This window comes from Amphritea japonica ATCC BAA-1530, from assembly GCF_016592435.1.
Lineage (GTDB): Bacteria > Pseudomonadota > Gammaproteobacteria > Pseudomonadales > Balneatricaceae > Amphritea > Amphritea japonica.
In genome coordinates this window covers 447,539-463,107 of record NZ_AP014545.1, presented here as the reverse complement: position 1 = coordinate 463,107, position 15,569 = coordinate 447,539, and the positions used below count along the sequence as shown (strand labels likewise).

At 48.2% G+C, this 15,569-nt stretch carries 16 protein-coding genes; 5 read left to right on the top strand and 11 right to left on the bottom strand.

Translation table 11 applies throughout. From position 1 onward, the window contains the following. Positions 1–26: 26 nt before the first annotated feature. The 9 genes from AMJAP_RS02210 to AMJAP_RS02170 form a co-directional block, all read right to left on the bottom strand. The gene (locus AMJAP_RS02210; protein ID WP_019620801.1) at positions 27–1,181 is read right to left on the bottom strand and encodes a D-alanyl-D-alanine carboxypeptidase family protein; all 1,155 of its coding nucleotides are present in this window, start codon (positions 1,179–1,181) and stop codon (positions 27–29) included. A 108-nt stretch (positions 1,182–1,289) separates the two neighbouring features. Next, positions 1,290–2,132 (bottom strand): septal ring lytic transglycosylase RlpA family protein, encoded by an 843-nt coding sequence (locus AMJAP_RS17775; RefSeq protein WP_019620802.1) that lies wholly within the window; start codon positions 2,130–2,132, stop codon positions 1,290–1,292. A gap of 3 nt (positions 2,133–2,135) precedes the next feature. Next, positions 2,136–3,143 (bottom strand): lytic murein transglycosylase B, encoded by a 1,008-nt coding sequence (gene mltB / locus AMJAP_RS02200; protein ID WP_019620803.1) that lies wholly within the window; start codon positions 3,141–3,143, stop codon positions 2,136–2,138. 196 nt (positions 3,144–3,339) lie between these two features. After that, complete coding sequence (gene rodA, locus AMJAP_RS02195; protein ID WP_019620804.1) at positions 3,340–4,476, bottom strand: rod shape-determining protein RodA; 1,137 nt, start codon at positions 4,474–4,476, stop codon at positions 3,340–3,342. Further along, positions 4,477–6,402: a penicillin-binding protein 2 gene (gene mrdA / locus AMJAP_RS02190; protein ID WP_019620805.1), complete on the bottom strand. Its 1,926-nt coding sequence runs from the start codon at positions 6,400–6,402 to the stop codon at positions 4,477–4,479. Positions 6,403–6,429: 27 nt separating this feature from the next. After that, positions 6,430–6,897, bottom strand: coding sequence for a 23S rRNA (pseudouridine(1915)-N(3))-methyltransferase RlmH (gene rlmH / locus AMJAP_RS02185; RefSeq protein WP_019620806.1), 468 nt, complete (start codon positions 6,895–6,897; stop codon positions 6,430–6,432). A gap of 50 nt (positions 6,898–6,947) precedes the next feature. Next, positions 6,948–7,295, bottom strand: a complete 348-nt coding sequence (rsfS, locus tag AMJAP_RS02180; protein ID WP_019620807.1) for a ribosome silencing factor — start codon at positions 7,293–7,295, stop codon at positions 6,948–6,950. A gap of 6 nt (positions 7,296–7,301) precedes the next feature. Further along, the gene (gene nadD / locus AMJAP_RS02175) at positions 7,302–7,961 is read right to left on the bottom strand and encodes a nicotinate-nucleotide adenylyltransferase (protein WP_026340003.1); all 660 of its coding nucleotides are present in this window, start codon (positions 7,959–7,961) and stop codon (positions 7,302–7,304) included. Between the two features lie 6 nt (positions 7,962–7,967). Beyond that, positions 7,968–9,224 carry a glutamate-5-semialdehyde dehydrogenase gene (locus tag AMJAP_RS02170; RefSeq protein ID WP_019620809.1) on the bottom strand — a complete coding sequence of 419 codons (1,257 nt, stop codon included), beginning with the start codon at positions 9,222–9,224 and terminating at the stop codon, positions 7,968–7,970. Between the two features lie 155 nt (positions 9,225–9,379). On the opposite strand from AMJAP_RS02170, the gene AMJAP_RS02165 reads away from it, so the two are divergent. From AMJAP_RS02165 to AMJAP_RS02145, 5 genes are all read left to right on the top strand, one after another. Further along, positions 9,380–10,876, top strand: coding sequence for a hypothetical protein (locus tag AMJAP_RS02165; RefSeq protein WP_019620811.1), 1,497 nt, complete (start codon positions 9,380–9,382; stop codon positions 10,874–10,876). A 126-nt stretch (positions 10,877–11,002) separates the two neighbouring features. Then, a complete protein-coding gene (locus AMJAP_RS02160) occupies positions 11,003–11,773 on the top strand; it encodes a sulfite exporter TauE/SafE family protein (protein ID WP_019620812.1) in 771 nt (256 codons plus the stop codon). A 34-nt stretch (positions 11,774–11,807) separates the two neighbouring features. Continuing rightward, positions 11,808–12,425, top strand: coding sequence for a LysE family translocator (locus AMJAP_RS02155; protein ID WP_019620813.1), 618 nt, complete (start codon positions 11,808–11,810; stop codon positions 12,423–12,425). A gap of 143 nt (positions 12,426–12,568) precedes the next feature. Continuing rightward, positions 12,569–12,745: a hypothetical protein gene (locus AMJAP_RS02150; protein ID WP_019620814.1), complete on the top strand. Its 177-nt coding sequence runs from the start codon at positions 12,569–12,571 to the stop codon at positions 12,743–12,745. Between the two features lie 223 nt (positions 12,746–12,968). Further along, positions 12,969–13,184: a hypothetical protein gene (locus AMJAP_RS02145; RefSeq protein ID WP_019620815.1), complete on the top strand. Its 216-nt coding sequence runs from the start codon at positions 12,969–12,971 to the stop codon at positions 13,182–13,184. Between the two features lie 186 nt (positions 13,185–13,370). Here AMJAP_RS02145 and AMJAP_RS02140 read toward each other — a convergent pair whose 3' ends face one another. Together AMJAP_RS02140 and rpsA are read right to left on the bottom strand one after the other, a co-directional pair. Continuing rightward, positions 13,371–13,523 (bottom strand): hypothetical protein, encoded by a 153-nt coding sequence (locus tag AMJAP_RS02140; protein WP_156815130.1) that lies wholly within the window; start codon positions 13,521–13,523, stop codon positions 13,371–13,373. A 217-nt stretch (positions 13,524–13,740) separates the two neighbouring features. Beyond that, positions 13,741–15,420: a 30S ribosomal protein S1 gene (rpsA, locus tag AMJAP_RS02135; protein ID WP_019620816.1), complete on the bottom strand. Its 1,680-nt coding sequence runs from the start codon at positions 15,418–15,420 to the stop codon at positions 13,741–13,743. Positions 15,421–15,569 lie beyond the last annotated feature (149 nt).

The following is a 15,569-nucleotide window of genomic DNA, read 5'->3' as shown; positions in this document are numbered from 1 at the left end:
GGCATCCATTCCTCAGAGCCTTCTGCTCAGTTAATCAGATTATAAAAGAATAGCGCAATTGCATCCCAGATACGCTGTACAAATCCCGCTTCATTAATACTTTCAAGCGCTACAACCGGCGCCTCTGCGACAAGTTTTCCTTCAAGCATTACTTTCAAAGTACCAAAACTTTGCCCTTTCTGAATGGGCGCTTTGATCACTTTATCCAGGTCTAACACTGCCTGAAGCTGTTCGCTCTCTCCCCGGGGAATGGTAATTGCCATCGCATCGGTCAGACCGACCCTTAGCTTATCCTGCTGTCCCGCCCAAACCTTTGTCGTTTCCAATACCTGGCCGGCATCATAAAGCTTATGGGTACGAAAATAACGGAAAGCATAAGCCAGTAGTTTTTGACTCTCCTGAGCACGCGCTTCCTCACTCTTAGTCCCCATGACGACGGTAATTAAACGCATCCCATCGCGCTTAGCGGAAGCCACCAGACAGTAGCCTGCCGCATCCGTGTGACCGGTTTTAAGGCCATCAACTGAATCATCACGCCATAACAGTTTATTACGATTAGGCTGGCGAATTTTGTTATAGGTGAAATACTTTTCAGAGTAGACACCATAATGCTCTGGGTATCTTTGAATGATTGCCTGCGCCAATAACGCCAAATCCTTAGCCGAGGAGTAGTGCTCTTCAGCAGGCAAACCGGTCGCGTTCATAAAATGACTGTTATTCATTCCCAGTTGCACGGCATGCTGATTCATCATGTCCGCAAAAGCTGCCTCGCTACCCGCGATATATTCGGCAACTGCCACACTGGCGTCATTACCTGATTGAATGACAATACCTTTCATCAGGTCACTCAGTAATACCTGCGTCCCTTCCTGAATAAACATCCGGGATCCTGGTGCACGCCAGGCTTTCACCGACACCGGAACCAGGTCCGACTTGCTTACATTCCCCTTGGTCAGCTCTGACTCCAGAATATAACTGGTCATCATTTTGGTCAGGCTTGCCGGTGGAAACCGTTCCTCTTCACGACTAGCCATGATCACCTTGCCAGTATCAGCATCGATAACAATATAGGCACGGGCAGCAACCTGAGGCGGTGCTGGCGTTATCTTCACTGCCTGAACAGGCAGCGCAAATATAATCATCAGCAAGAGAGCAGAACGGAGTGCAATTTTTTTAATCATGGTTTTATATGTACTTTATTTACGGTTACAGAGGGTCCAGATACTGATGGGACCTGAAAATCACATAATGGTTCTTTAAGCTTTAAATAACATTTCTTTTAGCAGCGCTTAGTCTACCAAATGTGGTCGCAGATAACCTGCGGCTTCAATTCTCGACACCAACTCGGCCAAATTCGCATTCAATTGCACAGGCCCGACCTGAACCCGATACAGAGTTCTGTCTTTCAGAGGCAATGGCACTATCCGCAACTGATAGCCGGGAAGCATTGTTTTTAGCTGATTTACCGCTTCGGACGCCGTAGATTCTAAACTGAAAGCGCCCACCTGAAGATAACGCGGGGCGGCAGATCCGCCTGACACAGGGGCAGCAGAAACCGGAGCCGGTAACGCCCTGACGACGGCTTTAGAAGAGCCACTCCAGCTAGCTGGATCAATCGCCTCGACTTCAACCTTCGCCGTACCACTGCCTAACATATCAAGTTTAGAAGCTGCCGCGTAGGACAGATCTATGACCCGGCCACCATGAAACGGCCCCCGGTCATTAACTCTAACAATCACTTTCCGGCCATTACTCAGATTAGTAACCTGAACATAACTAGGTAGCGGCAGTGATTTATGGGCGGCGCTCATGGCATACATATTGTAGGTTTCGCCATTTGACGTTTTATGGCCATGGAACTTCTTGCCATACCAGGAAGCCACTCCACGTGCTTTGTAACCAACACTGGAAGACATCACATAATAGCTTTTACCCAACACCGTATAAGGACTTTTATTACCGCCCCTGCTTATAGGCTCAACCCGGGGCACCGCATCCGGTACGTTCGACACATCGACTTTACGGGAGGGCCCATAATCCTGTTCTACTGCATACCGCCCCCCGGAAGAAGAACAGCCTGTCAAAAATGCGACTATCGTCAGTGCAAGCAGATTAAGGATTACTTTTTTCATCGTTTATCCCGCGACGCCTGAGTGTTTTTTTGCAACGGCCTGACTCAACTCATAGACCGCCATCGCGTACAGACGGCTGTGATTATACCGGGTAATCACATAAAAGTTATGCAGACCGAACCAGTGCTGGAATTCACCCTTAGATTCTAACCGTAACAACGTCGCTTTATCGTCCAGATTCAAACCCTGACGGGTCTTGATACCCCGTTGAGACCATTCGTTCAATGTTATCTCTGGCTTAAGTGCCGCATTGATCCAGGTTTCGTCCGCTACCTTACGCATTACAACATTACTGCGCACCGGGGCATCAGCTTTCCAGCCATGGGCATTGAAATAGTTAGCGACACTACCAATTGCATCAACCGGATTATTCCAGATATCTTTCTTGCCATCGCCATCGAAATCAACGGCAAAGCTTCTAAAGCTGCTAGGAATAAACTGACCAAACCCCATCGCACCGGCATAAGAGCCTTTCAAGCTGAAAGGATCTACGTTTTCATCACGTAACAAGTAAAAGTATTCTTTCAATTGTCCCTTAAAAAACTTACCTCGTGGCGGATAATCAAATCCCAGAGTAGCGAGTGAATCAATTACCCGGTAACTCCCCATATTCCGACCATAACGGGTTTCAACACCGATAATCGCGACAATAATTTCAGCCGGCACACCGTACTTTGCTTCTGCCCGTTGCAATGTCTCTTTATGCTTTTTCCAAAACTCAACGCCTTGGTTAATGCGCTTGTCCTTGAGGAATATATTACGATACTCACCCCAGTTCAGACGCTTTTCAGCCGGACGAGAGATCGCTTTAAGAATACTTTCCTGACGCTCCGCCGAACGCAGAATAGTTCTGATCTCACCTTCATCAAAACCCTCCTTGCCCATATCAGAAATAAACTGCTGTGCCCTCGGATGATCGCCATAGCCATGCGCCACCGCGTTTTGAACCCCCGCAAACCCTACACTCAGCACAACTCCTGCCAGTAACCCAGTCACTTTAGCTTTGAACATATCTCTCCACCTTTAAGGCTTTTCCTTTGAGACCTTAAATTCTGATCTCACATCCAGGCTCTAGCTCTGCCTGGCACCCTTTACTTAATTAATACTGACCCGATCACCATCGAGTTAAAAGACTCGACTGTATCACAGAGTTCTGACAACAAAACCGTTCAATAATTAGGTATTTAATATTGCAGGCAATACCAGGCTAATGACTAATCATCTGCCTGTGCGCCTGCACCGACATCAGCAAGCCAAAACCTGCCATCAGCGTCACTATCGACGTACCACCATAACTCACCAGCGGTAATGGCACGCCAACAACCGGCAACAATCCACTTACCATACCGATATTTACAAATACATAAACAAAAAAGGTTAACGTCACACTGCCCGCCACCAGACGACCAAAACTATCCTGAGCTTTTGCCGCAATCACCAGGCCTCTGGCAATAATCAGCAGATAGATAAGTAACAGAACCAGCACGCCAATCATACCCATCTCTTCTGCCAGGACCGCAATAATAAAGTCGGTATGACTTTCCGGCAGGAAGTCCAGCTGTGACTGAGTCCCCTGCATCCAGCCCTTGCCATCAAGACCACCAGAGCCAATCGCCGCCTTGGATTGAATAATATTCCAACCTGACCCTAACGGATCACTTTCCGGATCCAGAAAAGTTAACACTCGCTGCTTCTGATAATCCTTCATAACCATCCAGAGACCGGGCAAGCCGGCTGATGCGACAGCCAGTGCACCAAAGATATAGCGCCAGTAAATACCAGAAAGCAGCAACACAAAAACCCCTGAAGCGGCAATCAGCAGAGAGGTACCCAGATCAGGTTGTTTCATAATTAACACCACCGGCATAAAGATCAGCACCAGTGAAATAATAATATGGCGAAAGCTCGGTGGTAATGGTCTGCTGGCCAGATAACAGGCAATCATGATCGGCAGTACCAGCTTAACAATTTCGGAAGGTTGAAAGCGAAACCCAGGTAACGCCAGCCAGCGCTGAGCACCTTTAGCCCCTACACCAAAAAGCAACACGGCCAGTAACAACCCTATACTAATAACATACAACGCGGGCGCCCAACGGGCGAACAATTGAGGCCTCATCTGGGCCAGTACGATCATCACAGCAAAACCCGCCGCCATCCGAATAGCCTGGCGCACGACATAGCCCATATCCCCACCGGAAGCGCTATACAGAATCAGCAAGCCATAGCCGCAAAGCACCAGAATAAGCAGTAACAACCAGGCATCCAGGCGCGTGTAAGACCAAAGCCCCCGGCGGCGGGCAAGGTGAGGCTGAGCATCCGGCATACTACGCTGAAAATCAGCCATTTATTGACTCCTCACCAATTCTTTCACATCTGCATCCTGCTGTTTCAAAGCCATAAACGCATCAATGACTTTTCGTGCAACAGGCGCAGCAGTACTAGAGCCACCACCACCATTTTCTACAATAACTGATACAGCAATCTCCGGTTTATCTGCCGGTGCAAAAGCGATAAACAATGCATGATCGCGATGCCGCTCGGCCAGACTCTCGGCATCGTAAACCTCATCCTGTTTAATACCTACCACCTGAGCCGTACCGGTTTTCCCCGCTATCTGAAAATCAAGCCCGGTCCCGACTTTACGGGCGGTGCCCCGTGGGCCATGAACTACAGCAATCATCGCATCAATTATTTTCTGCCAGTACTGGTCATTTTTAAGCTTAATGTCAGGTAGCACTGCGCTGGTACCTTCCAGGCCGCTGATATCAACAATGCTGCCATCAACAATCGTATTTCCTTCTCGCTGACTACGCTGCATAACGCCTTTCAGCATTCGCGGTTGCTTCCAGACACCACGATTCGCCATCACTGCCGACGCTGTAGCAAGCTGCAATGGCGTGGTGAGCATCCATCCCTGACCAATACTCAGATTAAGTGTATCCCCGGAATACCAGGAGCCCCGGCCGGTTTTCTTTTTCCAGGCTTTACTGGGCAGAATTCCTGGCAGTGCTTCAGGCAGATCCAGACTGGTCACTTGCCCCAGCCCGAATTTATTCAGGTATTCTGATATCACATCAACACCCGCACGGTTGGATACATCATAGAACCAGACATCACATGACTGATAGATCGCCATTTCCAGGCCTACCTTACCGTGCCCACCCCGTTTCCAGTCACGATAGTGACGTCCGCCTTTTGTCAGAGTAAAGAAGCCGGGATCCTGTATTGTATGAGAGGGACTCACAATACCGCTGTCGATTACGCTCATCGCAACCATCGGTTTAATAGTCGATCCCGGCGGATATTGCCCCCTTAGCGCCCGATTGAACAGAGGCAGATCCGGAGACTCACGTAACGCTTTGTAATCTTTAGTACTGATACCGGTAACAAACAAGTTTGGATCATAGCCAGGGTTACTAACCATCGCCAATATACCGCCGCTTTTCGGATCAATAGCAACTATCGCCGCCCGACGCCCTTCGATCAGTTTCTCGGCTGCCTGCTGCAACCTGATATCCAGATGCAGGACAATATCCTTGCCAGGCACCGGATCGGTCCGCTCAAGCACCCTCATTACCCGTCCCCGGGCATTCGTCTCTACTTTGTGGTAGCCCACATCACCGTGCAACAGGGGCTCATAGAATTTTTCGATGCCTAACTTACCGATATAATGCGTCCCACTATAATCAGTCGCATCAACCCGCTTCAGTTCTTTTTCATTGATCCGCCCAACATAACCGAGCGCATGTACCAGTCCGGCACCGAACGGATAATATCGAATCAGATCGGCCTCTACCTGCACCCCGGGAAGCCGCTGATAATTCACCGCAATCCGGGCGATCTCATCATCATTAAGGCGAAACCTAAGTGGCACTGTCTCATACGGCCGGCGTCGCTGTTTAAGACGTTTACGAAAGGACTTTAACTCTCTCTCGGTGATTGGAATAAGTTTCTGGAGTTCGGACAGCGTCGCCTCAACATCACTGACTTTCTCTTTGAGAAGCGTGACACTGTAACTAGGACGATTTTCCGCCAGCAGAGTGCCATTGCGGTCATAAATTAACCCGCGGGTTGGCGAAACGGGTTTGAGCTGCACCCGGTTATCATCCGACAGAGCCGCCAGATTGTCATGCCGGACCACCTGAAGGTAATACAACCGGCTAATCAGCACTCCCATCAGTATCAGCACCACAACAAAAGCGATGAGTGCCCGGGAGAAGAACACCCGCCCCTCTTTGGTATGGTCTTTCAGACTATCGAATGCTGACATCTAAGCAATTCTTCACTGGCTATTTGACTACTTATGATAGGGATGGCCCTGAAGGATACTCCAGGCCCGATATAACTGCTCGGCTAACAAGATACGTACAAGTGGATGAGGTAAGGTTAAACCTGACAGCGACCATTTCTGATCAGCAATAGCGACACACTCGGGTGACAAGCCATCCGGCCCGCCCACCAACAGGCAGATATTCTGCCCCGACATCTGCCACTGCTCAGCCTGTTCAGCTAACTGCTCGGTACTCCAGTTTTTACCACCGACCTCTAGCGCAACAACCCGATCACCTTTAGGTATCGCTGCCAGTACCTGCTCCCCTTCTTGCCGTTTAGCACGGGCAAGATCGGCACCTTTACCCCGGTGACCCAGGGAAATTTCTACCAGTTCAAGGCTAAATTCATGGGGCAAACGCTTAACGTACTCGTTAAACCCTTCCGTGACCCAGCCCGGCATTTTAGTACCCACAGCGATGAGGCGTATCTTCATACTAGAAAACCAAGTTCCTTATTGCGTAACGTATTGCATCGATATGCTGATTAGTTAACAGAACCCTGCTCTGCTTCATCAAAGCCCCAAAGGCGTTCAAGGTCGTAGAAACTACGCGCATCCGGCATCATGACGTGTACCACCAGCTCACCCAGATCCACCAGCACCCACTCACCGGTATCCAGGCCTTCTATTCCCAGAGGCAGCAAGCCCTGGTGCTTCATCTCTTCCTGAACATGCTGCCCAATAGACATCACATGTCGCTTAGAGGTTCCGCTGGCGATAACCATTCGATCAGTTACCGTCGATTTATTGGTCACATCAATTTCAACGACGTCACGTGCTTTCATATCATCGAGGGCCTGACGTACAGCGCTGATTATCTGATCCATTTCCATTAGTAATTATTTACCTTCGTTTTTAAAGCCATACAGCTTATTTTTTTGTATATAGTTCCAGACCGCATCAGGTATCAGATAGCGCGGTGAACAACCTTCTCTGATCAGCTGACGGATCTGGGTAGCCGATATCCCCAACGGGGTCAGCTCGCGAAAAATCACATGACCAGCAGGAGACGTTAGTAACCGTTGCTGATCTTTAGTTTCATGTTTTTTGCTGATTTCTTGCATCAGTTCGCAAGGTTCATAAACCCAACCAGGGCGCTTAACAACAACCACATGGCAAAGAGTCAAAAGTTCCTGCCACCTATCCCACTGGGGTAGAGACAGATAAGCATCCATCCCCAGCACCATGCAAACAGGTGTATTCACGCCAATTTCTCGACGAAAAGATTCCAGCGTCAATACAGTATATGAAGCGTCCTCTGACCGAACCTCACGATCATCGGCAAAAAGTCCCGGTTCATCAGTAACGGCCAGACGCACCATATCCAAACGCTGCTGCCCGGTTCGTTCAGGCTGCTGCCGGTGAACAGGTGCTTTAGAGGGAATTAAAGTGACCTCAGACACACCCAGCCACTGCTCAATTTCCAACGCGGTACGAAGATGGCCATTATGGATAGGATCGAACGTCCCACCCATAAACACTTTCACTGAATCGTTCATCAACAATTACTGTCGAATATGACCATCACCCAATACCACATACTTTTGCGAAGTTAATCCTTCCAGACCAACCGGCCCTCGCGCATGAATTTTATCCGTTGAGATGCCTATCTCAGCACCTAAACCATATTCAAAACCATCCGCAAAACGAGTAGAGGCATTTACCATCACTGAGCTTGAATCTACTTCACGCAGAAAACTGCGTGATTTAGTGTAATTCTCAGTAATAATTGAATCGGTATGGTGAGAACCATATCGATTAATATGCGCAATCGCCGCATCCATATCACTCACTAACTTAATCGACAGGATTGGGGCAAGATATTCAGTCTCCCAATCCTCATCAGAAGCTGCCTTCAGGTTAGGAAGCAATGCCAGGGTCGCTTCACAACCCCGCAGCTCTACACCTATCGCCTGATAACGCTCAGCCAGCTCTGGAAGAATACTTGCAGCGCGGGCCTCATGCACCAATAAGGTCTCCATCGTGTTACAGGTACCATAACGATGAGTTTTAGAGTTTATCGACACATTGATCGCTTTGGACTTATCAGCATCTTCATCAATATAAACATGACAAATACCATCCAGATGCTTAATCACAGCAACTTTTGCATCTCGGCTGATACGTTCAATCAGCCCTTTGCCGCCCCTGGGCACAATGACATCGACATATTCAGGCATAGTAATCAGCTCGCCTACCGCTTCACGGTCGGTCGTTTTTACAACCTGAACAGTGTCTGCTGGTAGCCCAGCTGCCTGTAATCCAACCTGAATACACTCAGCAACCGCAGCGTTACTATGAATAGCTTCAGAGCCACCCCGAAGGATCGTCGCATTACCTGACTTCAGACAGAGACTGGCCGCTTCAACCGTAACATTAGGACGTGACTCATAAATAATACCGATCACACCTAAAGGAACGCGCATTTTACCTACCTGTATACCACTAGGCAGGTAATTCATATCAGTGATCGCACCGATCGGGTCGGGAAGAGCAGCAACCTGACGCAAGCCTTCGATCATTGTATCAATCTGAGACTGTTTCAGCTCCAGACGATCTAACATCGCATCGTCGAGGCCGTTTATCCGACCTTGCTCAAGGTCTTTTGCATTCGCCGCAACCAGCTCAGTACGGGATGCATCAATTGCATCCGCCATCGCCAATAGGGCACGGTTCTTTACACTGGTATCCGCTTTCGCTATTGCGCGTGAGGCACTGCGTGCTTGCTGACCCAGTTCTGCCATATACTCTTTAACGTTCATAACCTTCCTTCTCCGTCGAGACCGGCCATTATACCCCGCCCGACCGCAAGGGTCATCGACAGAGAGAGTAAAAGCGAAAAAAAGCCATTTTTGCAAAGCCACTTAGCTGCTATCATCAGCAAGTTCTTCTGTCCCGGAATCTGAACCGTCGGAATATGGATAAGCCGCAGCCCTTTATAGCACTCACAAGTCAGCGTTCACGACTGACCTTTACCCTTGCCTGCATTTTGCTGGGAGGCTTGCTGCTGGCTGGCATTTACCTTTCTATCGTCGCCGGAAAAGCCGCCAAACATCAAACCCGGGAACAGGGTGAACTACTGGGCCAGCAAACAGTAACACTCATTAAGCCCGCCTTACTGTCCGATGACGGCGTCAGTCTCAACTTTGTTCTGAACCAACTGGTACGCCAACCCTACGTTGAAGCGATCATTCTTAAAGACCCAAAAGACCGACTCATTGGCCGCGCTGGAGAAATAACACAGGACACTCTGATAAAGCAGGAAATACTGATCCACCAACAGACCCAGACACTGGCAATTCTTGAGCTACATCTAAACCCAGAGCCCAATCAGCAACATATCAGCAATCTTCTGATCCAAACGGTAATTTTAGCCCTTATTATCATTATTCTGACGCTAACCGGTTGTTGGATATTACTGAGCCGCCACCCCGCCAGACTCTCTGAAGCAGAGCCCACAATCGCACCAACAGATAGCCACAATTTGTCTCCGAATACATTTCTTGCTGAAGCCACTCACGATAGCGCTCAGAAAAAACACTCTCCTCCGCCCGTCGATACAAAAAACATCGACACACTAAACAAGGACGATCCGGAACAGCTGGTTGAACTACTCCGACCTGCCTCAGACACCCCAGCCATGCCTGATTTTGCCCCGTTCACCGAACATAAAGAGAGCACTATCACGCAAAGCTCAGAGCCTGCGAATGCCGCAGACACAATCGTGGAAGAGGTAAACTTAACGCTTCCTTCACGAAACAAGGCACCCAACCCTCTCTTTGAGAACAGCAAGCACGAGGTACAACTGGATCTCTATACGTTCGAGCAGGAGCTTGAGCTCATTGTCGCTGCCGATACCGCTGGTTACCTGCTTTACCTAGACCTCGCTTCAGGCCATTCAGACAATATCCGCAACGATGAGCTCAATGAATTACAAGAATACTACTATCGAATGCTGGATATGGTGATCGCCATCTACCAGGGCGAAGTCTCCCGAATTGATAGTGGAGACCTCCAGCTAGCATTCCTTAAACCCCACAAAGACGACTCCCACGGCATAAACGCAATCTGTGCCAGCCAGCTATTCAATCGCTTATACAAGCAATTTAATCAGCAGCGCATCCGCAGCCTCAAACCGGTATTAAATCTACATATGGCACTCGTACGGGGTCATTACAAAAAACTACCAAGAATGCAGGAAGAAGCCCGCTTCCTGACCCACAGCACCGAAAGTAACGATCTAATCACCCACACTGCACTCAGTGAGGCACCCGATCTCAAGGTCAGTCTGCTCGCCGGGGCTGACATTGAACGCATCGAAGAAGACAAAGTACTGATCAAAACAGTCAATGAGAACTATCAAAAGCTGTTAGATAAACAAGCTAAGCATCTGCTCAAGAAGCTATTCCCCTAACAACCTGAAGCCGTAACCAGTACAGTTTAATGCGCGATTCACACAGCCTGTATCTGTACTGCTAAACAGCGATAATCTATGCTCTGCATTATTCTTTATCCTTGCCAGACCTAACAAGGTAATCGCATGCTTAGCGATCTGATCATTCTTTTTACAGCGGGTTTTCTCGGCGGCATACTTAACTCTATCGCCGGCGGAGGCAGTTTTATCACCTTCCCTGCACTACTCTTTGCCGGCGTTCCACCCATTAGCGCCAACGCCACCAACACTTTCGCTTCATGCTCTGGCTATATGAGCGGCACCTGGGCCTTCAGAAAAGACTTGCTCGAAGTTAAGGCCGACCTACCTCGTTATATTATCGTCAGTCTTATAGGGGGCATCTGCGGCGCCTGGCTGCTACTACAAACACCGGAAACTGCATTTGAAACGGCCGTCCCCTGGCTACTCCTATTTGCCACTCTGCTCTTTATCTTTGGCGGTCAACTCAACCGCTCGCTAAAACACTTAAGCACCAGGCACCGCCATGCATCAATGGCAGGTACCGTCCTGCTCAGCCTGTTACTCATAGGAGTCTGTCTCTATGGTGGTTTTTTTAACGCCGGCCTTGGAATTATCTCTCTCAGCTACTTAGCACTGGCTGGACATACCAACATTAATCAGATGAACGGCCTGAAACTACTTATCTCAACCTTTGTATCACTGATTGCAATCATCCTGTTTATCTATAACGATGCCATCGCCTGGTATGAAGGATCCATTGTCCTTGCCGGCACCCTTTTCGGCGGTTATATGGCTGCACGACTGTCTCGAAAACTACCTCAACAATGGGTCCGAAACTTCGTCATTCTTGCCAGCGTCGGGATCACTGTGTATTTTTTTTACGACGTTTATCAGTAGCAATCGAGAAACTTTTTACTTCAGAGAATCACTTATGGATCTGCTCACTCTCCTACTGTTTATTCCGGCATGCTTTGCCCTCAACATGTCACCAGGCCCGAACAACTTACTGGCGATGAGCAACGCCAAACGTTATGGTTTTCATACCGCTTTTTTTGCCGGTCTGGGCAGACTAACTGCCTTCACCGGCATGATAGGGCTTACAGCAACCGGGCTCGCCGTCATTCTACACACCTCCGAAGCTGTGTTTATGGTTATCAAAATTGTCGGTGCAGGCTATCTGTTCTGGTTGGCTTATAAACTATGGCGATCGAACCCAGGCAAAACTGAAACCCTTGCAACTGATGACAAAAGCTTACTCGACCTGGCTCTTCAGGAATTTTTACTGGCCGCAGGAAACCCCAAAGCCATTTTAATATTTACAGCCTTTCTGCCGCAGTTTGTTAATCCGGACAAGCAGACAAGCCTTCAGTTTTTTGAGCTAGGCTTCACCTTTCTCGTACTGGAATGGATTGCCATCGCAACCTATGCCCTGTTTGGACTGTATCTTCGGCAATGGTTCTCTCAGCCTCATAAGCGACGACTATTTAACCGGGGATGCGCTTCACTACTGGCAAGCGCAGGGCTCGGCATACTGCTAACGCCAAAATAACAGGACTAGAGCAACGCTCAAAAAAACCAGCCCCTTACCCACAACCAATACCCATGACATTCACCGCCATAAATTTGAACAGCCCATGAATGCCCAAAAAATGGTAAACTAGTAAAGTATTCTATGAACAAGGAGTTATTTTTATGGCAGTTAAGTCAAAAAAATCAGCCGCAAGCGAAACCCATCTCTCCATCAAAGAACAAACAGCTGCCTTTCTAAAGGCCGGCGGAGAGATTCAACAGATAGCCAAAGGCGTATCTGGCCGGGAAGATAACAGCGGATCACGTCAGATAGTGCTGGGCAAAAACAGCTCAAGATAAACAGCTCAGTCTCTGCCGCACCCTTTCAGGGTGCAGCCGCTTGATCCATGAATACATTCAAGCAGACACAGCCTGTCCGCTGACAACTGCAAATCCAAGGAGCGAGCAGCCACAGGCTCACTCATAAAACCAAACACCGCTTAATCATCGACACTCATTTCAGAACCAATAATTTCTGTCGTCGATTTAAGCGCACACAACCAATCAGCCGGATTTTTTGGTAATGACTAATAAAGCCTTTATTCTTCAACGAATATCTAATTTCGCCGGAGCCGAACTTGACCCCGATTCAGACAAGCAAGTCAGCACAGTTCTGCGGGATAAATTTAATATTCACCTCCCACAACGCCGATCTATGGTTGAAGCCCTGAAAGCGGTCGCTAATGATCACGAGATCATTCAACTCATCATACAATACCGCTCCACAACGCTAATCTAATCAGATATCAGCATGTACTCCTTTGCAGCCGCTCCTGCTAATATCGACGAATGCCTGACGCAATCCGCATGAGATGACTTACAATCTCATCACTGACGACTCCAATCATTAGCTGAGAAATTCAGACACCAGGACAGCTACCCCCATCTCCACCAGCCCGAAATTATTCACATTAAAGTGGCCCGATTAACGGGAACCATCACTCTCCACCCACACCATCAACAACACACCCTGACAAGTATTCATACTCAGCCCAATGATTTCCGACAAATAATGAATAACACTAGAGATACGATTCGACTTCAAGGAAAGCATCGCCAAAGCAACAATGAATGGCACAAATGAGAACTTCTAAAACAACAGGCTGACAGAGCAGCCCTCAAGGGAACCTATAAGCCACGGCAGCCATAGACTACGAAGAAAAAAAATACCGGGAACATAAAGAAAAAACGATTGAAGAAATACGACTAACACGCCCGGCACACCGACCATTCAGCGCGAAACAGGCACAAAAAAAGGAGCGCAATGCGCTCCTTTTTATCAGAGGTAAGAAGTATTACTTCTTAGATTCCATCTGCGCTTTGATCAGATCACCGATCGTAGTAGGACCAGCAGTCTCTACTGGCTTATCAGCAACAGCCTTGATAGCCGCCTTCTCATCAGCCTGGTCCTTAGCTTTAACAGACAGGGTGATTGAACGGTTACGACGATCCAGGTTAACGATCTTCGCTTCAACTTCATCGCCTACTTTCAGAACGGTAGAAGCATCTTCGATGCGATCGATGCTGATGTCAGACACTTTCAGGTAACCTTCGATACCTTCAGCCAGCTCAACATTAGCGCCTTTAGCATCTACAGACTTAACGATACCTTTAACGATAGTGTTCTTCTCGTTAGCAGCAGCGTACTCAGAGAACGGATCGCTTTCCAGCTGCTTGATACCTAGAGAGATACGCTCTTTCTCTGCATCGATAGACAAGATAACGGCTTCAACTTCTTCGCCCTTCTTGTATTCGCGCAGCGCTGTTTCGTTGTCAGCATCCCAAGAGATATCAGACATGTGAACCAGACCATCCAGATCATTTTCCAGACCAACAAAGACACCGAAATCGGTAATTGTCTTGATAGTACCGGTAACTTTATCGCCCGCAGCGAACTGCTCAGCAAAAGTAGACCATGGGTTAGCAATACACTGCTTCATGCCCAGAGAGATACGACGACGCTTCTCATCAACATCAAGAACCATAACCTCAACTTCATCGTTCACCTGAACAACTTTAGAAGGGTGGATGTTCTTGTTAGTCCAGGACATTTCAGACACGTGGATCAAACCTTCAACGCCATCTTCGATAGACGCGAAGCAACCGTAGTCAGTCAGGTTAGTAACACGCGCAGGAACCTTAGTTCCAGCAGGGAAACGAGCCAGGATAGAAGACCAAGGATCTTCGTTCAGCTGCTTCAGACCCAGAGACAGACGATTAGTCTCTTTGTCGAACTTGATAATCTGAACGGTGATTTCATCACCCGGAGTCAGCATATCGCTTGGGTGTGAAATACGCTTCCACGCCATGTCAGTGATGTGCAGCAGGCCGTCAACACCGCCCAGATCTACGAACGCACCGTAGTTGGTCAGGTTCTTAACGTAACCCTTAACTTGCTGACCTTCTTCCAGAGTAGCCAGCAGCTCATCACGTTGAGCGCTGTTAGCTTCCTGAAGAACTGCGCGACGAGAAACAACGATGTTATCACGCTTTTGGTCTAACTTAATCAGTTTGAATTCCAGCTCTTGACCCATAAGGTGGTCAACATTTTTAACTGGACGAACATCTACCAAAGAACCAGGAAGGAAACCATTAATCTTGTTAACAGTAACGGTGAAACCACCCTTTACGCTTCCGCTGATAAAACCTTTAACAGTTTCTTCAGCTTCGAAGGCAGTTTCCAGAACACCCCAAGACTCGGCGCGCTTAGCTTTCTCACGGGACAGACGTGTCTCACCGGAGCCATCTTCAACGCTTTCGAGAGTTACCTTAACCATGTCACCCACTTGAACTTCAAGCTCTTGGGCATCATTCAGGAACTGGCTACGAGCAATAACAGCCTCAGATTTCAGGCCAGCATTTACGGTAACCCAGTCGCTATCGATTTCGATAACTTCACCCATTACAACAGTGCCTGGCACCATATCAACGAGTTTAAGGGATTCTTCAAATAAGTCAGCAAAGCTTTCGGTCATGCTTTTTCCTATTCTGAAAACACTATTGATCAGTATTCTCAGGGTCTATTACCTGTATTGTCAGATGATACAGGGCAGTTTAAATATTCCGAATGGTCGCACAATCTGACTAAAAAACGGCCACACAGAAGAGAGTTAGGCGCAGTATT